The organism is Virgibacillus proomii, from assembly GCF_018916875.1.
GTDB lineage: Bacteria > Bacillota > Bacilli > Bacillales > Amphibacillaceae > Virgibacillus > Virgibacillus proomii_B.
Map to the genome: position 1 here is coordinate 61,029 of NZ_JAHLNO010000028.1, position 25,877 is coordinate 86,905.

Genomic DNA, 25,877 nt, shown 5'->3' on the forward strand with positions numbered 1-25,877 from the left:
GGGTCCTGGAGTGAAAAAAATGAGTAAACGAATTAAAGTAATGACGATTTTTGGTACACGACCGGAAGCAATTAAAATGGCTCCACTTGTACTTGAATTAAAGAAACGCTCAGAGGAATTTGCATCGATTGTTACCGTTACGGCACAACATCGTGAAATGTTAGATCAAGTGTTGCAAATATTTAACATTACTCCGGACTATGATTTAAATATTATGAAAAAGCAGCAGACTTTAGCACAAATTACCACTCGTGCTTTAGAAGGCTTAGACGATGTAATGAAGGAAACGAAACCAGATATTGTGCTAGTTCATGGAGATACAACGACAACTTTCGCTGCTTCCCTTGCCGCTTATTATAATCAAATTGCGGTTGGACATGTAGAAGCTGGACTAAGAACCTGGAATAAGTATTCGCCTTTTCCTGAAGAAATGAATCGGCAGTTAACAGGGATAATCGCTGACTTGCATTTCTCTCCTACTGAAAAATCGAAACAAAATTTATTGCAGGAGAACAAGGCAGAAGAAACAATTTATGTAACGGGTAATACGGCGATAGATGCACTAAAAACAACTGTGGATTCCTCCTATAATAACCCTATTCTAGAACGGTTAGGTTCAAAGCGATTAGTTTTAATGACTGCTCATCGGAGAGAAAACTTGGGAAATAATATGCAACAAATGTTTCGTGCCATTAAACGCTTAGTTGAGACACATCATGATATTCATGTTATTTACCCTGTTCATCTCAACCCAGTTGTTCAGCAGGCGGCTCAAGAAATTTTAGGAAATCACGATCGTATTGATTTAATTGAACCTCTAGGGGTTGTAGATTTTCACAATTTCGCCTCACATGCATATTTAATTTTAACAGATTCTGGCGGGGTGCAAGAAGAGGCGCCTTCATTAGGAGTTCCTGTTCTGGTATTAAGAGATACAACAGAACGACCAGAAGGTATTGAGGCCGGAACATTAAAATTAGCTGGTACGGATGAAGAGACAATTTACAATTTAGCAAATGAATTATTATCAGATAAAGCTGCGTATGAAAAAATGGCAAAAGCGTCTAATCCCTATGGTGATGGACAAGCGTCCCGTAGGATTGCCGATGCGATTATCGATTATTTTAGACTTGACTAATCGTAGGAAAGAGGCTTGGACAAAAGTGTTTTAGTCAAAGAAAAATCCGAACGCTGATTCAAAATTCTTCAGTTAGAATTCGAATTAGTTCGGATTCTCTTTTTATACTATAGGAAAGTATAAAATTTTAGGGTTTATAGTATAAGAAAAACTACAGCTTTCGCTAAAGACTTGGCGACAAGCCAAGTCTTTCTAATAAGCTTCCTTATACCGGTAAAAATTCGTATTTAGAGTTGATCTTTTTAATAATGTCCCACTCTCTTTTATTGTCTAGGAGATTTGTTCATCAAGTTTAGTATGTATTTATCCACATCCCGTTTCAGCGTCTAGCTAGCCCCTCGAGGTCGCTTCACTCTTCTACAGCCTTTTTGTCGAGAAGCTTTTCGCTTTTTGTAGTGAAATAGGTGATCAAAGTTTTCTGCTTGTAGAATTACATCTGGAACCATAAGAAGCTAGAACTAAAGCCATAATGAAATTAGATGAGATATTTTTTGCTTTGAACATCTTTTTATAAGGTGTATATTTTTTCCTTCACCTTCAAAAGCTAGTTGGAGAAAGGGGGACAATGTTATGCGTACCCGTACTTGCCTTCTGTTTTTTATATTGCTAGCAGTTATCATGATCCCATCTCACGTTCCTAGCTTAGCCTTGCAGCATATGAAAGATAATGACGAGCTTCATTCGTTAATTATTGAAGTAGAAGGAGATCCGAAAAAGCATAAAGACTATCTGGAACAGTATCATCCTTACATTGAAGTTGTAGCAGTTTATACGAAACTATTTCAAGGACTTGCGTTACAAGGTGAACCAAAGCGGTTAGAGCGTTTGGAAAACTTAGAGTTTGTGAAAAATGTTCATCAAGTACAAACCTATCAAACCCCTAGTTTTCACCATGTAAAACGTATTGAAGATAATTCAAATATCGTGTTTCCTTCAGAGTTGAATAAAACAGATTACACAGGAAAAGGTGTAAAAGTTGCAGTGATTGATACAGGGGTCGATTACCGACATCCAGATTTAGAAAAAAATTACCAAGCTGGCCGAGATTTAGTCGACTTGGATAATGATCCAATGGAAACAAAGCCTGAGGAAGGATTACCTACAATTCATGGTTCACATGTTGCAGGGATTATTGCAGCCAATGGTCAGTTAAAGGGTGTTGCTCCTGACGCAGAACTTTACGCATATCGTGCTTTAGGGCCAGGGGGTACAGGTACTTCTATTCAAGTGATTGCAGCGATGGAGCAAGCCATCAAGGATGAGGTAGATGTAATTAACCTTTCTCTAGGTAATCGTGTCAATGGACCTGATTATCCTACAAGTGTTGCTGTAAACAAAGCAGTAGAAATGGGAGTAGCGGTTGTTATCGCAAATGGAAATGATGGTCCCGGTGATTGGACAGTTGGTGCACCGGCAACAGCAAATAAGGCTTTATCTGTAGGAGCTGTAAGTAATGAACAAAAAGTGCCTTACTTATATGAACGGTGGGCTGATAAAAAAATTGAAATGGTAAACATGGCCGGTTCTATTCCTTGGGAGCTAGATACGTTTTATCCAGTCGTAAACGCAACAGAAACCATGGACCTGAAAGGAAGTATAGCACTATATCAACGTGATGAAATACCATTTATTGAAAAGGCCAAACAAGCTCAAGAAAATGGTGCAAAAGCAGTAATCATTGCTAATAATGAGGATAAACTTTTTCAGGGAGATATTTCCTCCGTTAACGAACAACTTGATATTCCGGTTGCATCGATTTCCGAAGATGATGGACAATGGCTAATAAATAAATTAAAAAATGAGGAACAATTGTTGTTGGAAACAATATACGAGCACCAAGAAGAAGCGGTTGCAAAGTTTAGCTCTAGAGGGCCAGTGACTGTAAACTGGAATATTAAACCGGATCTTGTAGCACCAGGGACACGAATTATTAGTACAGTACCTGGTGGCTATCAGGTTCTTCAAGGAACTAGTATGGCGGCTCCTCATGTTGCCGGTGTGATTGCTTTAATAAAAGAAGCAAGGCCAAATTGGTCTAATCAGCAAATATATGGAGCTTTGAAAACAACAGCTCTACGTATGGAGTTAGACGGTAAGCCTATAAAGTCGACAGATCAAGGTATGGGAATGGTTCGACCACAAGAAGCGATTCAAACGGATACGATTATTAATGATCCTAAGTTAACATTTGGTTTAGTTGATTCATATAGCAGCACGAAAGAAAAAGAGATTACGATTGAAAATATGAGTGATCACACACAGACGTATTATTTTGATATTCCTTCTATACAAAAAGGGGTAAGCTGGCAATTACCAAGATCATTTACTTTAGCCCCACATGAAAAAAAGAAACTAACGATAGGAGTAAAACTAAACGCTCAACAATTAGATAAAGGCGTGCATCAGGGTTGGATGACTCTCCATCAAAAAGATAAAACATATTATTTGCCTTATTTATTTATCAATGAATCTGCAGATAATCCAAAAGCAATGGGATTAGAATTTGTTCTTAAACCACTTTCAGACCGCATATTTAATTATCGGTTTTACATGGCAGAGCCAGCGAAGAAAGTAGAAGTGGATCTATATAATCCAGATACGTTAGTTTTTGAACGCAATTTATTCCTCAATAAGGATGTAAAGCGAGGAGTAAACGAAGGAGAAATAGAACGGAGCGAAGCTGGTTCTCCGGGGGTTTATTTAGCTATTATTACAGCTCACTTAGAAAACGGGGAGATAGTTAGTTATGAATCAATGATCCATATTCCCCCAGTTTAAAAACGTAATTCACAAAAACATAGACTATCCTTTGTTCACAAAGTTGTCGTGATTTGGACAAGAAAAATCCACTATACCATTAATTAGTGTTTTTCTTGTCCATTTCCATATGAAATTTTATTTTTTAATTTGGTAAATCATTCCTTAAAATCATGCTAATTATGCATGAAATCAATTGACATTAAATGTTTGCTAATGTAAACTTGCTTAGTGTGGAATAGTAGTGGTTTGTATCATATTTTAAAATTAACTTCATTATGATAACTACCTGTTCATTTGTTCACATAATCTTCATAGTAAAGTTAAAACGATTATTATATACTAAGAAGATAGAGCTTTTTTACTATATACGGACTCCACGATTACTTTCTTTTTTTAGGCATGGTTATTACCTAAAGGCATGTCGGTTCTTGTCTAAGTGTATACATGCTTTATCATTTACAAGGGAAGAGGGAATTATGGCGGAATATAAAAAAATGGTCGATCGCCAACGGAAATGGATGTTCTATCTTCTTGCGGTTTTTGTTTTAGGAGCTGGATTTACACCGTATGATCGAATTTTTCTTGGATTGTTACTGGGGGCCACTATCAGTTTTTATAACTTATATTTACTCCAGAAGAAGGTGACTCTATTTGGGGATTTAGCAGCAAACCAACAGAAGATAAAAACGTTGGGAACGCTATCACGAATAGCGGCTGCTGTCCTGGCAGTGTTAATTGCAATTCGATTTGAAAATTATTTTCATCTCATTGCTGTAATTTGTGGATTAATGACATCTTATATCGTCATTATGATAGATTTTGCTCTAAGTAACTTTATACAATCGAGCAAGAAAGAGGGGTGAATAACGTGGAACATACTGCACCGATAGTGGAAGACATATTTGGTATTTCCTGGTTAGATGTCAATTTAGCAAATCTCCTTATGATAGCTGTTGCTTCAGCCATCGTGTTTATACTTAGTGTCATAGCAAGTCGCAATTTGAAAATGAAGCCAACAGGATTACAGAACTTCATGGAATGGATTGTCGAATTTGTTAGAGGTATTATTAGCGATACGATGGACTGGAAAACTGGTAAAATCTTTCTGCCGCTTGGTTTGACCCTGATAACGTATATACTTGTAAGTAATTTATTAGGTGTAGCAACTGTGGGGGTAGTTGGACATGATTTATGGTGGAAATCTCCAACAGCTGATGCGACACTAACATTGACGTTATCTGGTATGATTATTTTATTAACTCACTTTTATGGGATTAAAGTTCAAGGGATGAAGAATTATTTAAAAGGATATATAAGCCCTGCACCAATTATGCTCCCATTTAAAATTATTGAAGAGTTTACGAATACATTAACGTTAGGTCTTCGTCTATTTGGTAATATTTATGCAGGAGAAGTGTTGCTCGGGTTACTTGTATCCCTTGCAGGTTCAAATCCATTTGGCTTTATTGGAGCAGCTATACCAATGCTCGCATGGCAAGGTTTCAGTTTATTTATTGGTGGTATCCAGGCATTTGTATTTACGATGTTGACAATGGTGTATCTGTCTCATAAAGTGAGCAGTGACCATTAAATAAAAAACATAAATTAAAAGGTTTATTATAAAAAAGGAGGAAGTATTAAATGGAAGCTTTAGCAGCAGCAATAGCAATTGGATTGGCAGCGTTAGGCGCTGGTTTTGGTAACGGAATGATCGTTAGTAAAACGGTGGAAGGAATTGCTCGTCAACCAGAATTAAAAGGTTCACTACAAGGTACTATGTTTATTGGGGTAGCACTAGTTGAAGCGATTCCAATCATCGCAGCCGTTATTGCATTTATGGCTATTTTTATGTAAACCTTCATAAGTTAAGATGGCGAGGATCAGCTTTAGAGTCTTCGCCATTACTTTATGTGATTAAATAACAATTTAATTTCAGCATGTTAACGATCACGAAAGGAGTGAAGTTCATGTATTCATACATCGACGTATTAACAGTTGGTGCAAGCGTTGGTGGGTTAAGAGTAGGCGACATGTTAATCCAACTCTTCTTTTTCCTACTTTTATTATATTTAGTAAAAAAGTTCGCTTGGGGCCCTGTCATCAATATGATGCAAAAACGTGAAGAATATGTTGCTGATGAAATAGAAGCAGCAGAAAAAAGTCGGGCGGATGCAGAAAAGGCATCAAAAGAGGCCGCAGAACGGTTGAAGCAAACGAAACAGGAAGCACAAAAAATCATTGAGGATGCGAAAGAAGCGGGGCAAAAACAAGAACAGTTAATTATTAAAACAGCTCGTGAAGAGGCTGAGCGCTTGAAAGAATCCGCTCAAGCTGACATTCAAAATGAAAAAGAAAAAGCGTTACAGGCATTACAGGATAAAGTTGCTTCACTATCGGTATTAATTGCAACGAAAGTAATTGAAAAAGAAATTGATGAAAAAGATCAGGAGAAACTGATCAATGAATACATTAAAGAGGTAGGAGAAGAGCTATGAGTCATGTAACGGTAGCAAAGCGTTATGCAGATGCTCTTTTCCAACTTGGTAAAGAAACGTCAACATTGGATTCACTTGCTCAAGAGCTGACAGCGGTAAAGAAAGCTTTTGAAGAAAATAAAAATGTGTACACATTTTTAACACACCCTCGCATAAGTAAAGCGAAGAAGCAACAAATTCTAGACGATGTTTTTAAAGATGGTCAGAAAGAAACGCGTAATACGTTAAAACTTCTCGTAGAACGCCATCGGATTGAATTGCTTCCCGCTATTGTTGATCATTTTATCCGGTTAGTAAATGATGCGAAGGGTATTGCGGCTGCAACGGTCTATTCCGTTCGAAAATTAACGGATGAAGAGTGCCGACAGTTAGAGGCTACTTTCGCGAAACGTTTTAATAAACGAGCGATTCAACTTACTAATGTTGTTGAACCCTCACTGATTGGAGGCATGAAGATCCGTGTTGGTAACACGATCTATGATGGTTCCGTTAGTGGTATGTTAAAACGAATGGAACGAAACCTTGTAACTGCAAACAAATGAAGATAGGGGTGAAATGGTATGAGCATCAAAGCTGAAGAAATAAGTAGCTTGATTAAGCAGCAAATAGAAACATTTGATACAGATATCGAAGTTAGCAATGTCGGTACAGTTATTGAAATTGGTGACGGTATTGCACGTGCTCACGGTCTTGATGATGTTATGGCTGGTGAGCTGCTGGAATTTTCAAACGGTGTAATGGGATTAGCCCAAAACCTTGAAGAAAGCAATGTTGGGATAGTTATCCTTGGTCCTTATTCGGAAATTAAAGAAGGCGATGAAGTTCGTCGCACTGGGCGTATTATGCAAGTACCTGTTGGGGAGGAATTAATTGGACGAGTAGTAAACCCACTAGGCCAACCATTAGATGGGCAAGGAGCAGTGGAAACAACAAAAACTCGCCCAATTGAAGCGCCCGCACCTGGGGTAATGGATCGTAAATCCGTTGATGAACCGTTACAAACAGGGATTAAAGCAATTGATGCCCTTGTTCCAATTGGTCGTGGTCAACGTGAATTGATTATCGGAGACCGTCAAACAGGGAAGACAACTGTAGCAGTTGATACAATTCTAAACCAAGCGGATCAAGATATGATTTGTATTTATGTCGCTATTGGTCAAAAGGATTCGACGGTACGAAGCACTGTTGAGACTTTCCGTCAATATGGTGCATTAGATTATACAATTGTTGTATCAGCTGGTGCATCTGATCCAGCACCACTATTATACTTAGCCCCATATGCAGGTGTAGCAATGGGAGAAGAATTCATGTATAACGGCAAGCATGTACTTGTTGTTTATGATGATTTATCTAAGCAGGCAGTAGCTTACCGTGAACTTTCGTTGCTATTGCGCCGTCCTCCTGGTCGTGAAGCATTTCCTGGAGATGTATTCTACATCCACTCACGTTTATTGGAAAGGGCAGCTAAATTAAGCGATGCAAAAGGTGGCGGTTCTTTAACGGCTCTGCCATTTGTGGAAACACAAGCTGGAGATATTTCAGCATATATTCCAACAAACGTAATTTCGATCACAGATGGTCAAATATTCTTACAATCAGATCTATTCTTCTCCGGTGTTCGTCCGGCGATTAATGCTGGTCTATCAGTTTCTCGTGTTGGTGGTTCGGCTCAAATTAAAGCAATGAAGAAAGTTGCTGGTACGTTACGTTTAGACCTTGCATCTTATCGTGAACTTGAAGCATTTGCCCAGTTTGGCTCTGATCTTGATAAAGCAACACAAGCGAAGCTAAATCGCGGAGAGCGCACCGTAGAAATTCTAAAGCAAGGACTTCATAAACCATTACCAGTTGAAAAGCAAGTAATGAGTCTTTATAGTTTAACAAAAGGTTTCCTTGATGATATTGCAGTTGAAGACGTACTTCGCTTTGAGGAAGAAATGAATACATGGATGGATAATAACCGTAAAGAATTATTAACATCTATTCGGGAAACTGGACAATTGCCAGATGAGTCAGAGATGAATGAAGCAATTGAAGCATTCAAAAAAACATTTTTGCCATCTGAAGACAAATAGTTCTATGTTTCGTAACACGTAACCTTTACCGGAAAGGGCGGTGAACAAGCTTGGCATCACTTAGGGATATTCAAAGTAGAATTAACTCTACGAAGAAAACAAGAAAAATAACTTCTGCTATGCAAATGGTATCTGCATCTAAAATGGCAAAGGCAGAGCAAAATACAAAAGCTTTCGAGCCATATAGCAAAAAAATTCAAGAAGTAGTAGCTCATATTGCCAGTTCTGCAACGGATGCAACTCATCCAATGCTTGAGAAACGTGAAGTGAAAAAAACGGGCTATATGGTAATAACAGCAGATAAAGGTTTAGTTGGCGCTTACAATAGTAATATTTTAAAAAGCCTTTATCATAAAATTCAAGAACGTCACCAATCCAAAGAGGATTACACCATTATTACGATTGGTCGAAAGGGTTATGAATTTTGTAAAAAAATGGATCTGCCAATAGCTCAAAGTATTATTGGTATTGGAGATCAACCTGATTTTGCAGATATAAAACAAATCGCATCAGAAACTGTTCAATTATATGCAGATGAAGAAATCGATGAGCTATATATCCTATATAACCATTATGTTAGTGCCATCTCTCAGCAGGTGACGACAACTAAATTGTTGCCAATTACTGATATAGAAGAACATAGTAACAATACAAGCTTTCATGATGAATATGAATATGAACCAAATGAGCAGCAAATCCTCGAAGTACTTTTACCGCAGTATGCTGAAAGTCTTATTTATGGAGCGATATTAGATGGTAAAGCGAGTGAGCATGCGGCAAGTATGACAGCGATGAAGAGCGCCACAGATAATGCTGGTGAACTTATTGATAAACTAACATTGACTTATAACCGCGTGCGTCAAGCTGCAATTACACAGGAAATTACAGAAATTAGTGGTGGGGTAGCTGCACTGGAGTAGCTTCCTCAAGATCATTTCTGAAAGTACGTTAGGAGGGAAATTCGATGAGCAAAGGACGTATTACACAAGTAATGGGACCTGTCGTTGACGTTAAATTCGAAGACGGTCAGTTACCAGATATACACAACGCTCTTGTTGTTAAAGCTGCCGATGGAGCAGTTAATACAACATCAGAGCTTACTTTAGAAGTTGCTCTTCATTTAGGTGATAATACGGTTCGTACAATTGCTATGTCATCTACTGATGGCTTAAAGCGCGGATTGGAAGTAGAAAATAAAGGAAGACCAATTTCTGTTCCGGTTGGAGATGTTACATTAGGTCGAGTATTTAATGTACTTGGTGACAATATTGATTTAGAACAGCCGTTACCAGCGGATGTTCGTCGTGACCCAATTCATAGAAAGTCACCGGACTTTGAAGACTTAACAACCAAAACGGAGATTTTAGAGACAGGTATTAAAGTTGTAGATTTACTGGCACCTTATGTAAAAGGTGGTAAAATTGGTTTGTTTGGTGGTGCCGGTGTTGGAAAAACGGTACTTATTCAAGAACTGATTAATAATATTGCACAAGAACACGGTGGAATTTCTGTATTTGCCGGTGTTGGTGAACGTACACGTGAAGGAAATGACCTTTACTTTGAAATGAAGGATTCAGGGGTTATTTCTAAAACAGCGATGGTATTTGGGCAAATGAACGAACCACCTGGAGCACGTATGCGTGTTGCATTAACGGGATTAACAATGGCAGAATACTTTCGTGATGAAGAAGGACAAGATGTATTGCTATTTATTGATAACATTTTCCGTTTTACGCAAGCAGGTTCCGAAGTGTCTGCATTGTTAGGACGTATGCCTTCTGCGGTTGGGTACCAACCAACTTTAGCAACGGAGATGGGACAATTACAAGAGCGAATTACGTCAACAAAAAAAGGTTCTGTTACATCAATTCAAGCTATCTATGTTCCGGCTGATGACTATACAGACCCTGCACCAGCAACAACGTTTGCTCACTTGGACGCTACAACTAACCTTGACCGTGGCTTATCAGAACAAGGAATTTACCCAGCGGTGGATCCATTAGCTTCTACATCTCGAGCACTAGATCCTGAAATTGTTGGAGAAGAGCATTATCAAGTAGCAGTAGAAGTGCAAAAAACACTTCAACGTTATCGTGAATTACAGGATATTATTGCTATCTTGGGTATGGATGAATTAAGTGATGAAGATAAACTTGTAGTTGCTCGTGCACGTCGTATTCAATTCTTCCTATCCCAGAATTTCCACGTAGCTGAACAATTTACTGGGCAAAAGGGATCTTATGTCCCAGTAGAGGAAACAGTTAAAGGATTTAAAGAAATATTAGAAGGAAAGCATGATGATTTACCTGAAGATGCGTTCCGTTTAGTTGGTCGCATCGAAGAAGTTGTAGAAAAAGCAAAAAGTATGCAATAAGTGACATAAAAGGTGAAGCAGCAAATTACAATTGCCGAAACGGTTGATGAATAGTTTTTTATTCATTGGCCGCCTTTATATTAAGTGGAGGAGGGGTTACTTTGAAAACACTAACTGTAAGTGTTGTTACTCCTGATGGACCAGTATTGGAAGACGATTATGAAATGGTAAGCTGTAAAGCAGAGAGCGGAGAGCTAGGGATTTTACCTGGACATATTCCGCTTGTTGCTCCACTGTCAATTAATGCTGTACGTCTAAAGCGTGGTAATACTGAGGATAAATTGGCGGTTAACGGCGGTTTCATGGAAGTCCGACCAGACAAAGTGACAATTTTAGCACAGTCTGCTGAAAAGCCTTCAGATATTGATATTGAACGAGCAAAACAAGCAAAGGAACGCGCTGAACGCCGACTCCAATCTAGGCAGGATCATATTGATATGTTAAGAGCGGAATTAGCACTACGTCGGGCGTTAAATCGTTTAAATGTCAGTAGTATCAGCAGGTAGTCAAAAAGTCTCTTATAACAAGGTTATAAGAGACTTTTTGCATATATAAAAACATATAATGCATGCTTAGAATTGAAGTGAAGTGACGGTTTTATATTTTCATTATAAGCAACAGTAAACAAGTCATCTGCGGGAAAGATTTACGTTTACCAATTTCCCTGTCTAGAAAAACCTTTCCTTTTTTATATGGTGACTATCTTTTTTTGAAAATAGCTTCGTCGTCTAGGTTCAACGCTCGAGCGTCTAGCAAACTTCGATCTCCTTCCTACGATAAGTTACCATCGCCTCGAATCTAAAGGAAGGCCGACTAAAAGCGGTTTCCGCTAAGGCGTCGGCATACCCTGTTACAGGGACATGTTTCCTTTATCCCGGATGTAAGGATCTGTTTTTTCTCATTTTAAAATCTGCTTATTATTTTGCGTAATGTTGAGAAAAACGGATCCTAAATCCCGATTCGTTTGGGCGACAGGACAAGGAAAGCTTTTTGAATAAGCATTGCACGCAAAAAAGTGTTTTTCTTTTCAAGGACAGAGTATACTTCGACAGCAATACATCGCACGCAGAAAAAGCGTTCTTCTTTTTCAAGGACAGAGTATGCTTCGACAGCAATACACCGCACGCAGAAAAAGCGTACTTCTTTTTCAAGGACAGAGTATGCTTCGACAGCAATACATCGCACGCAGAAAAAGCGTTCTTCTTTTTCAAGGAGAAAAGCACTCCTTGAATGAAGTTTTACTTTATCTTGTCAGAAGTTTTCCGGGTTGTTCGATGCGATCCGTCGATCACCGGGGCTTTTGTGCTTACATATTTTTAGTTACTCCATCTAAAATTACTTCAATTGACTATCCTTATCAAACTCTTTGCTTTCTAGAACTTATTAAACTTAATATTAAATCTGATTTAATATATTTCTCTCTGAAATGAATGGGTATTCATTTTTTCCTTTGTTTATTGGATTTTTGTCGATATTTCCCGGGAAATGAAGAAGATACCGATATAGTTTTGTTATGTTTTTGTCATCAAGATCATATGTAAGATGTAAGAGAAAATTAGGAAAATGAAAAATATGATTAGTATGAAAGGGGGCTTAATAAACAACATGCAAAAACGCACATTGACTTTTTTTTGTATTCATGGCAAAGTACTAATAGTATGTGTTTTTAAAAGAGAGTAAATATGATCGAAAAGCTCGCGGCGGAGAAGTTTCAGCTGCCAAACAAGCTGCTCTGTCATTTTTGTTTACTTCTTGAACATCTTCTAACAGTAAAGATTAAAGGTGGTTTGTATGTTTTCGATAGGTCAACAAGCGATTATTGGCATCATATCACATCTATTGTTTATTTATTTAACATGGCGATTAATGATGTCGATTAATTTTGAACCATTAATTAGGAAAGGAAGAGCGAAAGAAGCTCAAATTTTGATTTTGTTTTTGACGATTGTAATAGGTTCAGGAGTAAGCCGATTCTTCTTAGAAGTTTTACAATGGTCTAGAGACTTAAATCATTTATTTTAATATCTAAAATTTTGTCGCCATTTGTACTGTATGACTTTATGTCTCCCTGATCATACTATAGATAGACTATGTGTGAAAATGGGGGATTTTATTATGAGGAAATCTATTATTCTATGTATCCTATTATTACTTATATCAAATAATGTGATGGCTCTGCCTGCAGAAGCATATACCGATGAGTTGACAGATATGGCTTCGTTTGTAGTCAATAATCAAGTAGAAATAGAAAATTGGCAAACTACATGGAAAGAATCATTTTCACATCAAGAAGCAGAAGCACTCATTAAAGCATTGAGTGCTAAGTATGACAAAACAGTGACAAAACATAAAAAAATAATAAAAATTTCATTTAAAAACAGTCGCATTATTAGAAACATAGACGTATCTTATAATGTGATCCTACCGCGCCAGAAAAAACTATCTGCAGAACTAGTAGTTGTTATTCAAGGAAGTAGTTGGAATCACATTATTGCACAAGAATATAGAGAAATCATCAACTCCAGTGTAGATAATTATTTTTCAGCTAAGGCAAAGAGATTTTCTTGTCTGGTGACTAAAGAAAATGATATAATTAATGGTGACTATTTTTTAAACACGCTCATAAATTATTTTCAAGTTGAACAAATACAGACACAATTCGATACAGTTGAAAAATCCGTGCATAAAAAAATTATATACGGGTATACACCATTATGGAATCAAAAGATTTCAATCGACAGTGTTCCCATGAATTTTCAAATTGCAGTAACAGAAACTGGATCGGACAATCCTACATACATGATAGGAACACCTATCCTAATAAATGAATATTAATATAATGAAATTGGATCTGAAGGAGATTTGGAATATGGAAAAAATCATCGTAAGAGGCGGACACCAATTAAAAGGCACTGTCAAAATTGAAGGTGCTAAAAATGCTGTGCTTCCTGTCATTGCCGCTAGTCTTATTGCTAGTGAAGGAAAAAGCGTTATAAAAGATGTTCCTGAACTTGCTGATGTATATACAATAAACCAAGTGTTAAGGAGTATAAATGCTAACGTACATTTTGAAAGTAATACAGTAACAGTAGATGCTTCCAGTCAATTGATCACAGAAGCCCCATTTGAATATGTTCGGAAAATGCGTGCCTCTGTCCTTGTTATAGGACCTCTATTGGCACGCTACGGTCATGCAAAAGTTGCTATGCCGGGGGGGTGTGCCATCGGTTCAAGGCCTATAGATTTACATCTAAAAGGTTTTGAAGCAATGGGAGCAGAAACTCATGTTGGTAACGGGTTTGTTGAACTAAAAGTCAACAAACGTCTTAAAGGTGCAAAAATTTATTTAGATATGCCTAGTGTCGGTGCAACTGAAAATATTATGATGGCAGCAGCATTGGCTGAAGGAAAAACAATCATTGAAAATAGTGCAAAAGAGCCTGAAATTGTTGACTTGGCAAATTACCTCAATAAGATGGGTGCCAAAATAGTTGGTGCAGGAACAGAAACGATCCGTATTGAGGGTGTTGAAAAGTTGCGCGGCGTGGAACATTCAATTATACCTGACCGTGTAGAAGCGGGAACGTTCATGGTAGCAGCAGCAATTACACAAGGGAATGTGTTGATCCAAAATGCAGTTCCTGAGCATCTGCGCTCCGTTATTTCAAAATTAGAGGAAATGAATGTAAAGGTTATCGAAGAAGAAAATGGACTGAGAGTTATTGGACCAAAGAAATTGAAAGCTACAGACATTAAAACATTACCACATCCTGGGTTTCCTACAGATATGCAATCGCAAATGATGGCTTTAATGCTGGCAGCAGAAGGTACAAGTGTAATTACAGAGACAGTTTTTGAAAATCGATTTATGCATGTTGAAGAATTCCGACGCATGAATGCGAAAATGAAAATTGAAGGTCATAGTGTAATTATTGAAGGGCCTAGTAATTTACAAGGAGCAGAAGTAGCAGCTACAGATTTGCGTGCAGCAGCAGCATTAGTATTAGCTGGATTAGCCGCTGGCGGAGTGACGAGAGTAACAGAATTAAAACATCTTGACCGCGGTTATGTTAACTTTGCTGGCAAATTAAAAGCCTTAGGGGCAGATGTGGAAAGGGTAGATGATAATGGGAATACTGTCGTTCCGTTTATGCAAGTCGAACATTTAGACAAAACGATTGCGGCAGAGCTGTCTTAATAGTTTACCTATCTCTTCGTAATGCCTGTAAGTAAAGAATTCAGATTGTGAAATGAATCATTTGGAATTTATAATTATATACAATTCTATTTCATTTTTGTCAATTTGGCTTATATATTCCATGTTTTATTCTAAATCACATTCAATTAATAGATAGTATAAAAACAGATGAAGAATTGTATCATCTGTTTTTATTTGTTATTTGGTATATATGATTCATATAAGGAATTTGTGAGGAAATTAACTATAAATTTTAATTTATGTATGAGTATAGTTTACATGTTGGATTGCCAAAGGCTTTTCGTTGCTAGCAAAATAATATATTAGTTTACTTGAAAGATGGCCTTGATATAGGGCTAAATTTGCTTCAATGAAAAACCGTGTTCATTTTTATCCGTCCGATTAGCCTGTGAAAAAACTTTTATTTTGATGGAATTTCCGTCACTATATCCTTTCTTATCAACTACATGAAAGTTTCACTTTATCCCGGATGTAAGGATCCGTATTTTTCTCATTTCAAAAATATGCTAATGATGTTGCGAACATGATGAGAAAAACGGGTCCTAAATCCCCGATTGGTTCATCTAACATTTCTTGGGAAAAGCATTCCAAGAAATGAAGTTTCACTTTATCCCGGATGTAAGGATCCGTATTTTTCTCATTTCAAAAATGTGCTAATGATGTTGCAAACATGATGAGAAAAACGGGTCCTAAATCCCCGATTGGTTCATCTAACATTTCTTGGGAAAAGCATTCCAAGAAATAAAGTTTCACTTTATCCCATCAGAAGTACTGCCGTTTGTATGCCGCTAACCGAGCATTTTTAGCTTTTTTATGTTTATACATAGAAAATTGAAATATAATTACAGTTTTGAACATAATAATATGCACTTTTCTTTTCATTCTCTATATGGTAAAATTTAAGAAAATTTAAACATTAGAGGAGTGCTTGTTCAATAATGAAATTATATATTTCTGCAGATATGGAAGGGATAACGGGCTTGCCGGATGAATCATTTGTTAAATCTAATATGCATAATTATGAACGATCAAGAAAAATCATGACAGAGGAAATAAATTGCGTGATTGTTGCTGCTTTAAAGAATGGATGTACAGAAGTACTAGTTAATGATAGTCATTCCAAAATGAATAATATACTTATTGAGCATTTGCATCCAGAAGCAAAACTGATTACCGGAGATGTTAAGCCATTTTCTATGATGGAAGGTTTGGACAGTACATTTGATGGAGCAATGTTTATTGGTTACCATGCACGTGCCGGTCAGTTTGGGGTAATGTCACATACCATGATTCATGCTGTAAGAACAATGTATATTAATGATCATGAAATTGGAGAAATGGGATTTAATGCATATCTTGCAGGTTTCTATGATGTACCAGTTTTAGCCGTTACTGGTGATGATCAAGCAGCTCAAGAAGCAGAAGCGCTTATTCCTAATGTCACTGCTGTAGCAGTAAAAAATACGATATCTCGATCTTCTGTATACAGCCTTACACCAACAAAAGCAAATGAGGTATTATCTGCCAGAATAAATGATGCGATGGAACAACGTCATTATGTTCAAGCACTTATACCTCCAAAACAACCAGTGCTGCGAATTGAATTTGCAAACTATGGTCAAGCAGAATGGGCAAATTTAATGCCGGGTACGTACATAGAGCCAAATTCAACGATTGTTACATTCAAAGCAAAAGATATTTTAGAAGCGTATCAAGCGATGCTTGTTATGACGGAACTTGCTATGAATACGAGGTTTTCATAAGGAGGGAAGTCCATGCTTCGTTACATATTAAAGCGCTTACTCATCATGCTGGTAACTTTGTGGATAATAGTCACATTGACCTTTATTCTGATGGTTACCATCCCAGGATCACCGTTTAATAGTGAAAGAGGGACTAATGAAGTCGTACAGGCTAATTTAGAGGCGCATTATAATCTGGATGAAACCTATATTGTGCAATACTTTTTATATTTAAAGTCGATTGTAACTCTCGATTTTGGGCCATCAATAAAGCAGCCGTCGCAAACAGTGAACGATATGCTAATGCGCGGTTTTCCAATTTCATTTGAATTAGGGATTATAACCATTATTGTTGCTGTTTTATCTGGAGTAACACTGGGGATTTTTGCAGCATTAAAACATAATCAAATCATTGATTACTTAGCAATGGGATTTGCTGTTTTAGGTATATCGATTCCAAATTTCGTACTAGCTACACTTTTAATTCAGCAGTTAGCTGTTAATATTGAACTTTTTCCTGTAGCCAGATGGCTGAGTCCTGCCCATATGATCTTACCAATTACTGCACTTGCTACTGGACCAATGGCTATTATTGCCAGATTGACAAGGTCAACTATGCTAGAAGTATTAACACAAGATTACATAAAAATGGCTCGAGCAAAGGGGTTATCTCCATGGAAAATAGTCATTAAACATGCATTAAAAAATGCATTAATGCCGGTTGTCACAATTATGGGGACGCTCTTAGCAGGAATTTTGACAGGAACATTTGTGATAGAAAAAATATTTGCAGTTCCGGGCATGGGTAAGTATTTTGTAGAAAGCATAAATCAGCGTGATTATCCAGTTATTATGGGAACAACCGTATTTTATAGTGCATTCCTCATTATCATGTTATTTCTCGTTGATATTGCATACGGACTTTTAGATCCGAGAATTAAGTTGCATAAGAAGGGAGGAAAATAAGATGAATTTGGCAGAAAAATCAACAAAACAACTTCCTTCTCCAGCAAATATTCCGGATGCTTGGTTTACTTGGAAAGAAAAGGATAAAGCGGAAATGCAGTCTGTATCCAGACCATCCTTATCTTATTGGATGGATGCTTGGAGGAGACTTGCCAAGAATAAGCTTGCAATGACCGGTCTCATCTTTTTAGTTATCCTTACTATTTTTGCAATCGTTGGGCCAATCCTATCACCTTATGATGTAAATAAACAAGATTTGCCTAATCAATATCAGCCCCCATCCAAAGCGCATTGGTTTGGAACAGATAATGCAGGACGTGATGTGTTTACTAGAACTTGGTATGGGGCGCGAATATCATTGTTTGTCGGATTTATGGCAGCGCTCATTGATTTTACGATAGGAATAGTTTATGGCGGTATAGCCGGTTATAAAGGAGGTCGAACCGATAATATAATGATGCGGATTATTGAGGTTTTGTACGGTCTTCCATATCTGCTCGTCGTTATTTTATTATTGGTTGTCTTAGGGCCGAGCTTAACGACTATTATTATTGCCTTAACGGTCACTGGTTGGGTAGGCATGGCCAGAATTGTCCGGGGGCAAGTATTACAAATTAAAAATTATGAGTTTGTTCTAGCCTCTAGATCATTTGGTGCAAAAACATCAAGGATTATCCGCAAAAATTTATTACCAAATACGATGGGTCCAATTATTATACAAATGACTTTAACCGTCCCTAGTGCTATTTTTGCAGAAGCATTTTTAAGTTTTTTGGGGCTGGGTATTCAAGCACCGTTTGCGAGCTGGGGTGTGATGGCGAATGATTCCCTAGGTGCAATTTTATCCGGTCACTGGTGGACATTATTTTTTCCAGCCTTTTTTATATCCTTTACAATGTTTGCATTTAATGTATTAGGTGACGGGCTTCAGGACGCACTAGATCCGAAACTGAGAAAGTAGGTGAGCAAATGGAGAAATTACTTGAAGTAAATGATTTACATGTTACATTTTCCACCTATGGCGGAACTGTTAAGGCGGTTCGCGGTGTTGACTTTGAAATACATCAAGGAGAGACATTAGCGATTGTTGGTGAGTCTGGTTGCGGTAAAAGTGTTACTGCTAATGCGATTATGAAGCTGATTCCCGACCCGCCTGGAAAAATAACAAAAGGGACGATTACATTTAAAAATAAAGCATTGACAAGTTTATCGGAAAAGCAGATGCGATCTGTTCGCGGAGTCGATATTTCCATGATTTTTCAGGATCCGATGACAGCATTAAACCCAACGCTAACCATCGGAACACAATTAATTGAGGGTGTGCGCGAACATCAGAAACTTAGCGCCGGCCAGGCAAAAGCAAAAGCATTAGAAATGCTGCAATTAGTTGGCATCCCCAATCCAATAGAACGTTTAAAGCAATATCCTCATCAGTTTAGTGGTGGGATGAGGCAGCGAATTGTAATTGCAATGGCCCTCATTTGTGAACCAGAATTATTGATTGCTGATGAGCCGACAACCGCGTTGGATGTAACAATTCAAGCACAAATTTTGGAGTTGTTTGAAAAGATTCAGGCAGCAACTAAAGTAGCTATTATTCTAATTACGCATGATTTAGGCGTTGTTGCCAAAATAGCAGATCGAATTGCTGTTATGTATGCAGGCAAGATCATAGAGGTTGGGTCTAAACGTGAGATTTTTTATCAAGCGCAACATCCCTATACAAAAGGTTTGTTAAATTCAGTTCCTCGCCTTGATGTAAAGGGGGAGAAGCTCAAGCCAATTGATGGATCCCCACCTGATTTATTCTCCCCCCCACAAGGCTGTCCATTTACTGCGAGATGTCCACTAGCAATGGAGGTGTGTGATAAAGTTTACCCGAATACGACTGACAAGAGCAAATCCCATAAGGTGAATTGCTGGATGCAGGATAAACGGGCACAACAGCTGTTAAAACTAACAGCAATTAAATAAAACATAAGGGGGAGAAAGTATGAAGAAGTGGTTAGTAAGTATGGTCATCATTCTTTTTGTTGTCGCTTTAGCAGCATGTACTGCGAAGAAAGGAGCTGGAGAAGAATCGAAAGATAACGGTAAACAAAACGCAACAGAGGAAAGTGTTGATAAAAAAGTTTTAAAATTAAATAATGGCCGGGAACCAACATCTTTTGACCCGGCAATCGGATTTGATAATGTTTCGTGGAATGCTTTAAATAATTTGATGGAAGGGTTAACTCGCTTAGGAGATGATCATCAACCACAACCAGCAATTGCAGAGAAGTGGGACGTATCCGAGGATGGAAAAACGTACACATTTTATTTACGAAAGGATGCAAATTGGTCAAATGGAGATCCGGTTGTAGCAGAGGATTTTATTTTTGCTTGGGAAAGATTATTAAATCCGGATACGGGTTCTGCCGCAGGATTTCTTGGTTATTTTATTAAAGGTGGCGAAGCATTTAACAACGGTGAAGGCTCTAAAGATGATTTAGGCCTTACCGCAGTAGATGAGAAAACATTTGAAGTAGAATTAGAGAGTCCAACAGGCTTTTTTCTGCATTTAATAACAAACCCGGCTTTTTTCCCGGTAAATCATAAAGTTGCTGAAGAAAATCCAAAATGGCACGCCGAAGCTAATACATTTGTTGCGAACGGACCATTTAAGTTAGATACTTGGAAGCATGATAATGAAATGGTGTTTAGTAAAAACAAAGAATATTGGGATGCAGAAAATGTACTATTGGATGGTGTGCATTGGACAATGATTGACGATGTAAATACAGAATATCAAATGTTTGAAAGAGGGGAATTAGATTCAGCAGAAATTCCAGCAGAATTATCCGATCAATTGATTGATGGGGAAAATGTACGAATTGTTGAGCGAGGCGGGTTGGATTTTTACCGGTTTAATGTGACAGAGGAACCGTTTCAAAATATAAAAATTCGGAAAGCATTTGCTTTGGCAATTGATCAAAAAGAGATCGCAGAATTTGTAGTGAAAAACAAAGTAGAACCAGCTTCCGGTTTTGTATCACCAGGATTTATGAACCCGGAAGGAAAAGATTTTAGAGATGTTAATGGGGATCTTATTTCTTTTAATCCGGAGGAAGCAAAAGCATTATTGGAAGAGGGAATGAAGGAAGAAGGGTATGATGAACTTCCTAAAGTAACATTGTCATATAATACGGATAATGTTAATAAAGATGTAGCAGAAACATTGCAAGGAATGATCAGCGAACATCTTGGTATTAAAGTAGAACTGGAAAATACGGAATGGAATGTGTTTCTAGAGGATCAAAAAGCATTAAAACATCAATTGTCACGAAGTTCTTTCTTATATGACTATGCTGATCCAGTTAATTTCTTAGAAAGCTTCATTACCGGTTCTTACATGAATCGAACTGGCTGGTCAAATGAAAAATATGATGAATTAATTGCAAATGCAAAGTCAGCAGTAGACGAAAAGAAACGCTGGGAATATATGTATGAAGCAGAAAAGTTATTAGCTGAAGAAATGCCGATTTTTCCAATTCGTTACTACAACCAAGTAGAAGTTTTACAGGAAGGAGTTACGAATATTCTCCGTCACCCAGTTGGTTACCTAGATTTAAAATATGCTGATAAACAATAGGTTAACAGGGGCTCATAAATCAGCCCCAGTTTCTAGGAAAGAAGGGATCAAATGATTTATCCTCCTAGACTTCACCAAGGAGATACAGTTGGTATTCTTGCACCTGCAGGTCCACCAGATAACAGCAGGTTGCAGCAAGGAATATTGTTTTTGGAAAAAATGGGACTGCGGGTGCGGCTAGGGGAACATGTAGATAAAGTGGATGGCTATCTAGCAGGGAACGACAGAGAACGACTGGAGGATTTCCAAAGAATGATCGTGGATCCGTCAATTAAAGCAATCATCTTTGCTAGAGGAGGATATGGAACGGCACGGATAGCATTACAGCTGCCTTATAGCTGGATGAAAAAGCAACCAAAAATCATTTGGGGATACAGTGATATAACATATTTACATACAGCCATTCGTCAACGAACGGGACTTGTTACGTTTCATGGTCCCATGCTTTCCTCTGATATTGGAAGAGAAGATTTTGATTCTATATCTGCAGTGATGTTTGAACAGTTATTCCAACCAATGACGTATACTTTCACAGAAGAAATCGCTCCTTTATATGTTATTGCTAACGGAGAAGCGACAGGAATGCTGGTAGGGGGAAATTTATCTATCTTAGTAAGTACACTAGGTACCCCGTTTGAAATCGATACTACAAATCGAATCGTTTTACTCGAAGACATTGGAGAAGAACCTTATAAGGTGGATAGAATGTTGAATCAATTAAAACTCTCCGGAAAGCTTCGTAGTGCAGCTGGAATTGTATTAGGCGATTTTGCTGAGGCTTGCCCAAAGATAGTTCCGTCTTTAACATTGGATCGCGTTTTTAATGATTATTTGTCTAATTTAGACATACCTGTATTAGCAGGCTTTAAAATAGGTCATTGCATGCCAAATATAGCTATTCCTTTAGGGACAGAAGCACAATTATCGACGAAACAAAAAACATTGAAAATTCAGCCGGGTGTATACTAGTAGAATGGGGGATAAAACATGGTCATAAAAGAGATAAAAACATTTCGTGCAGCAGTGCCTTTACATACTCCATTTAAAACAGCATTACGTACGGTTACTACAGCTGAAACAGTAGTTGTCAAGCTTGTATGTGATAATGGAATAACTGGTTGGGGAGAAGCTCCACCAACACATGTCATCACTGGTGAGAGTTTGTCTAGTATTGAGTTTAGTATTCATCATGTGTTTAAACCATTACTGCTTGGGAAGACATTATTATATCGAGAGCGCCTATTCGTAGCGCTTCACAAGAGTATGGTTGGAAATTCAAGCGCTAAGGCTGCAATTGATATGGCTTTATTTGATTGTATTGCTCAAATCACTAATTTCCCACTTGTTAACTTTCTAGGCGGCTATAAAACAAAACTCATAACTGACTACACAGTTAGTGTTAATAGTCCTGAACAGATGGCTAAAGATGCAATAGAATATATGAATAAGGGTTTTTCAATTTTAAAAATAAAAGTCGGAAAAGATGAGATACAAAAAGATATAGAACGGATAGAAAAAATTCGTGAACAAATAGGCTTAGAACCCGTACTTCGATTAGATGCGAATCAAGGGTGGACGCCAAAGGAAGCAGTTCAGGCGATTAAAAACATGGAAGAACGGGGGCTGAACATAGAGTTTGTTGAGCAGCCAGTTAACGCGAATGATCTAACAGGTCTACAGTATGTTACGCAACATACCAATACCCCAATTATGGCGGATGAGGCTGTATTTACAATTAACGATGCACAACAAGTTTTAGAATGTCGAGCTTGCGACTTAATAAATATAAAGCTAATGAAAACTGGTGGCATTTATCAGGCATTAAAAATCGTTAATCTTGCTGAAGCATATAACGTACAGTGTATGGTTGGCAGCATGATCGAAACAAAGCTTGGAATAACTGCAGCCGCACATTTTGCAGCAAGTCAACCAAATGTTATTGCATATGATTTCGATGCACCGCTTATGTTAAAAGGTGATTTAGTTTGTGGAGGAATTATTTATAATCAACAGGAAATCCACATGGGAAAAGGAAATGGTCTAGGGATAAAAGGTATTCAACACTCATTTATCGTTTAGCGGTCTACTCTTCAAATAGCAGTTCATATTTACTGTAAGGTGCCATAAGAATCTCCCTTCAAGAAGGTTAAGAATCAAAGAAGTCTAAATAGGAGCCGTTTTTTTATAAAGTTGCAACATGATAAGCAGATCTTTGAAATGAGAAAAATATGGCTCCTTGCATTCGGGATAAAGAAAACATGCCCCTAAAACAGAGGTATCCGACGCCTGAGCGGAAAGCCCGCTTTTAGTCGGCCTTCCTTTAAATTCGAGCCGATGTTAACTTATCGTAGGAAGGAGATCGAAGTTTGCTAGACGCTCGAACGCTGAAGCTAGACGATTGATACTCTTTTCAAAAAGTTATTCATCATATAGAAACGGATATAACTTCTTAGAATACAAGGAAAAAACCTCACTTAATGAAGTTGATTTTATGTTTATTAAGTTTAGTAAATTAAAAACGAGCTATAGAAAGGAGCACTATACATGAGTAGACAAAAGCCGGCGCAAAATGATCATGATCTTTGGGTTACAAGTGTTCCAGTGGCTACGGTATGGACAAACCCCGAATCACCGAGGAGTATAGATTTTCCGGGTATTACAAATCCAACCAATTTGGATACGTGGATCAATCAATTAGATAACACAGCTAAACTGGCCTTATGTGAAGAAAATCGAATTCAAACGCAATTACTATATGGCGAGCAGGTGGTAATTACAGAGCAAGTAGGGGATTGGGTACATATTGTTATCCCTTCACAGCCTTCTGCTAAAGATGAAAGAGGGTATCCGGGATGGGTGCCATTATGTCAGTTAGAAACGGTAAACCGAAAAGAGTGGCAACAGCAAATATTAGCTATTATTCGAAGTGATAAAGCATGGCTGAAATTAGTAGATGAGCAAAAAATAAAACTAAGCTATTCAACTATTCTTCCAGTAAAAGATTATGATGAAAGTGAAGTTATGGTATGCACTCCTCATGGGATTGGTTATTTAAACGTACATGATGTGGAACTTTTTTCTCGGGAAAAGGGGCTTTTACGTGGTAATGGAGCTGCGATCTTAGGTTCGGTGAAAGGTTTTGTTGGATTAGCTTATTTTTGGGGAGGGATGAGTTCTTTTGGTTATGACTGCTCAGGACTATCATATACAGCTCATAAAGTAAATGGATATCAGATTGCTAGAGATGCCGTAGACCAGTCGAAAGGTGGTAAGGAAATCACCTTTTCGCAAGTACAACCAGGAGATTTACTGTTTTTTGCGTATGAAGAAGGAAAGGGACGCTTGCATCATGTCGGCTTATACTATGGTAAGGGGAAGATGCTTCACTCGCCGCAAACTGGAAAGGGAATCGAAGTCATCCAGTTAAAGGGTACCATCTATGAAAAAGAGCTATGTGCTATTCAACGCTATTGGCGTGATGAAGGGTGCGAATCTATATGACAGAAGAAATCTTACAAGTAAATAAACTAACGAAATATTTTAATGTTGGCAAAAACCAAACTTTACAGGCAGTTAATGATGTTTCATTCCGTATTTATAAAGGAGAAACATTTGGTCTTGTTGGAGAATCGGGTTGTGGGAAATCGACGGTCGGCCGAACTATCCTTGGTTTATATGATAAAACAGCCGGAGAAGTTATTTACGATGGGAGAGATATTCACACGTTAAAGGAAAAAGATAAAAATCAATTATACCGGCGCATACAGATGATTTTTCAAGATCCTTATGCATCTTTAAATCCGCGTTCGACTGTCAAAGACATCATATCTGAACCGATGGAAGTGCATGCATTGTATAAAACGAAGCAGGAACTGCAGGAACGTGTGTATCAGTTGCTTAAGGAAGTCGGACTAAATCGTGATCATGCCAATCGCTATCCACATGAATTTAGCGGAGGACAGCGACAACGAATCGGAATTGCAAGAGCTTTGGCATTAAATCCTGATTTTATTATCGCAGATGAACCTATCTCTGCTTTAGATGTCTCTGTACAAGCTCAGGTTGTTAATCTATTGAAGGAGTTACAAATGGAGAAAGGGTTAACCTTTTTATTTATTGCCCATGATCTATCCATGGTCAAACAAATTTCCGATCGGATAGGAGTTATGTATTTAGGGAATTTGGTTGAATTAACTAACAGTGAAGCCCTCTATGTCAATCCGCTTCATCCGTATACACAGGCTTTACTCTCCGCCATTCCCATTCCCGATCCAGATATAGAAGAGAAAAGAGAACGAATAATTTTAAAAGGAGAATTACCAAGCCCCATTTATCCACCAAGTGGTTGTGTATTTCGAACTAGATGCTCCGCAGCTATGGAAATTTGTGTTAGTCAAAAACCGCAATGGCAGGAAGTAGAACCAGGACATTATGTAGCTTGTCATCTTTACCAATAATAAAAACATAGTTAAAAATC

Annotated in this window: 24 protein-coding genes; all 24 read left to right on the forward strand. The window is 37.8% G+C overall.

What is annotated here, in order from left to right:
• Nucleotides 1-19 precede the first annotated feature (19 nt).
• The 24 genes from wecB (at nt 20) to KQI21_RS14630 (ending at nt 25,857) form a co-directional block, all read left to right on the forward strand.
• Entirely contained in the window at nt 20-1,138 is a 1,119-nt protein-coding gene (wecB, locus tag KQI21_RS14515; RefSeq protein WP_216484955.1) for a non-hydrolyzing UDP-N-acetylglucosamine 2-epimerase, read from the forward strand.
• Nucleotides 1,139-1,708: 570 nt separating this feature from the next.
• The gene (locus KQI21_RS14520; protein ID WP_301281760.1) at nt 1,709-3,916 is read left to right on the forward strand and encodes a S8 family serine peptidase; all 2,208 of its coding nucleotides are present in this window, start codon (nt 1,709-1,711) and stop codon (nt 3,914-3,916) included.
• 458 nt (nt 3,917-4,374) lie between these two features.
• The gene (locus tag KQI21_RS14525) at nt 4,375-4,761 is read left to right on the forward strand and encodes an ATP synthase subunit I (RefSeq protein ID WP_216484956.1); all 387 of its coding nucleotides are present in this window, start codon (nt 4,375-4,377) and stop codon (nt 4,759-4,761) included.
• Nucleotides 4,762-4,766: 5 nt separating this feature from the next.
• Complete coding sequence (gene atpB, locus KQI21_RS14530) at nt 4,767-5,489, forward strand: F0F1 ATP synthase subunit A (protein ID WP_216484957.1); 723 nt, start codon at nt 4,767-4,769, stop codon at nt 5,487-5,489.
• A 50-nt stretch (nt 5,490-5,539) separates the two neighbouring features.
• Nucleotides 5,540-5,752 carry a F0F1 ATP synthase subunit C gene (atpE, locus tag KQI21_RS14535; RefSeq protein ID WP_216484958.1) on the forward strand — a complete coding sequence of 71 codons (213 nt, stop codon included), beginning with the start codon at nt 5,540-5,542 and terminating at the stop codon, nt 5,750-5,752.
• Between the two features lie 113 nt (nt 5,753-5,865).
• The gene (gene atpF / locus KQI21_RS14540; protein WP_216484959.1) at nt 5,866-6,393 is read left to right on the forward strand and encodes a F0F1 ATP synthase subunit B; all 528 of its coding nucleotides are present in this window, start codon (nt 5,866-5,868) and stop codon (nt 6,391-6,393) included.
• A complete protein-coding gene (locus tag KQI21_RS14545; protein ID WP_216484960.1) occupies nt 6,390-6,935 on the forward strand; it encodes a F0F1 ATP synthase subunit delta in 546 nt (181 codons plus the stop codon). Before atpF ends, KQI21_RS14545 begins: the two co-directional genes overlap by 4 nt.
• Nucleotides 6,936-6,953: 18 nt before the next feature.
• Nucleotides 6,954-8,468, forward strand: a complete 1,515-nt coding sequence (gene atpA, locus KQI21_RS14550) for a F0F1 ATP synthase subunit alpha (RefSeq protein WP_216484961.1) — start codon at nt 6,954-6,956, stop codon at nt 8,466-8,468.
• A 50-nt stretch (nt 8,469-8,518) separates the two neighbouring features.
• Entirely contained in the window at nt 8,519-9,388 is an 870-nt protein-coding gene (gene atpG / locus KQI21_RS14555) for an ATP synthase F1 subunit gamma (protein ID WP_216484962.1), read from the forward strand.
• Between the two features lie 44 nt (nt 9,389-9,432).
• Complete coding sequence (atpD, locus tag KQI21_RS14560) at nt 9,433-10,842, forward strand: F0F1 ATP synthase subunit beta (RefSeq protein WP_216484963.1); 1,410 nt, start codon at nt 9,433-9,435, stop codon at nt 10,840-10,842.
• A 101-nt stretch (nt 10,843-10,943) separates the two neighbouring features.
• Nucleotides 10,944-11,348 (forward strand): F0F1 ATP synthase subunit epsilon, encoded by a 405-nt coding sequence (locus tag KQI21_RS14565; protein WP_216484964.1) that lies wholly within the window; start codon nt 10,944-10,946, stop codon nt 11,346-11,348.
• A 484-nt stretch (nt 11,349-11,832) separates the two neighbouring features.
• Entirely contained in the window at nt 11,833-12,072 is a 240-nt protein-coding gene (locus KQI21_RS14570) for a hypothetical protein (protein ID WP_216484965.1), read from the forward strand.
• 561 nt (nt 12,073-12,633) lie between these two features.
• Nucleotides 12,634-12,864 carry a DUF1146 family protein gene (locus tag KQI21_RS14575; protein WP_216484966.1) on the forward strand — a complete coding sequence of 77 codons (231 nt, stop codon included), beginning with the start codon at nt 12,634-12,636 and terminating at the stop codon, nt 12,862-12,864.
• 93 nt (nt 12,865-12,957) lie between these two features.
• The gene (locus KQI21_RS14580) at nt 12,958-13,677 is read left to right on the forward strand and encodes a YwmB family TATA-box binding protein (protein WP_216484967.1); all 720 of its coding nucleotides are present in this window, start codon (nt 12,958-12,960) and stop codon (nt 13,675-13,677) included.
• Between the two features lie 34 nt (nt 13,678-13,711).
• Entirely contained in the window at nt 13,712-15,040 is a 1,329-nt protein-coding gene (gene murA, locus KQI21_RS14585; RefSeq protein ID WP_216484968.1) for a UDP-N-acetylglucosamine 1-carboxyvinyltransferase, read from the forward strand.
• Between the two features lie 959 nt (nt 15,041-15,999).
• Complete coding sequence (gene dppA / locus KQI21_RS14590; protein WP_216484969.1) at nt 16,000-16,824, forward strand: D-aminopeptidase DppA; 825 nt, start codon at nt 16,000-16,002, stop codon at nt 16,822-16,824.
• 12 nt (nt 16,825-16,836) lie between these two features.
• A complete protein-coding gene (locus tag KQI21_RS14595) occupies nt 16,837-17,769 on the forward strand; it encodes an ABC transporter permease (RefSeq protein WP_216484970.1) in 933 nt (310 codons plus the stop codon).
• Between the two features lies 1 nt (nt 17,770).
• Nucleotides 17,771-18,730, forward strand: a complete 960-nt coding sequence (locus KQI21_RS14600) for an ABC transporter permease (protein WP_216484971.1) — start codon at nt 17,771-17,773, stop codon at nt 18,728-18,730.
• A gap of 8 nt (nt 18,731-18,738) precedes the next feature.
• Nucleotides 18,739-19,743 carry an ABC transporter ATP-binding protein gene (locus KQI21_RS14605; RefSeq protein ID WP_216484972.1) on the forward strand — a complete coding sequence of 335 codons (1,005 nt, stop codon included), beginning with the start codon at nt 18,739-18,741 and terminating at the stop codon, nt 19,741-19,743.
• 19 nt (nt 19,744-19,762) lie between these two features.
• Nucleotides 19,763-21,400: a peptide ABC transporter substrate-binding protein gene (locus KQI21_RS14610; RefSeq protein ID WP_216484973.1), complete on the forward strand. Its 1,638-nt coding sequence runs from the start codon at nt 19,763-19,765 to the stop codon at nt 21,398-21,400.
• A gap of 51 nt (nt 21,401-21,451) precedes the next feature.
• Entirely contained in the window at nt 21,452-22,369 is a 918-nt protein-coding gene (locus KQI21_RS14615) for a S66 peptidase family protein (RefSeq protein WP_216484974.1), read from the forward strand.
• Nucleotides 22,370-22,387: 18 nt separating this feature from the next.
• Complete coding sequence (locus tag KQI21_RS14620; protein WP_216484975.1) at nt 22,388-23,479, forward strand: dipeptide epimerase; 1,092 nt, start codon at nt 22,388-22,390, stop codon at nt 23,477-23,479.
• A gap of 465 nt (nt 23,480-23,944) precedes the next feature.
• Nucleotides 23,945-24,901, forward strand: coding sequence for a C40 family peptidase (locus tag KQI21_RS14625; RefSeq protein WP_216484976.1), 957 nt, complete (start codon nt 23,945-23,947; stop codon nt 24,899-24,901).
• The gene (locus tag KQI21_RS14630) at nt 24,898-25,857 is read left to right on the forward strand and encodes an ABC transporter ATP-binding protein (protein ID WP_216484977.1); all 960 of its coding nucleotides are present in this window, start codon (nt 24,898-24,900) and stop codon (nt 25,855-25,857) included. The genes KQI21_RS14625 and KQI21_RS14630 overlap by 4 nt, the downstream gene beginning before the upstream one ends.
• Nucleotides 25,858-25,877: the final 20 nt, after the last annotated feature.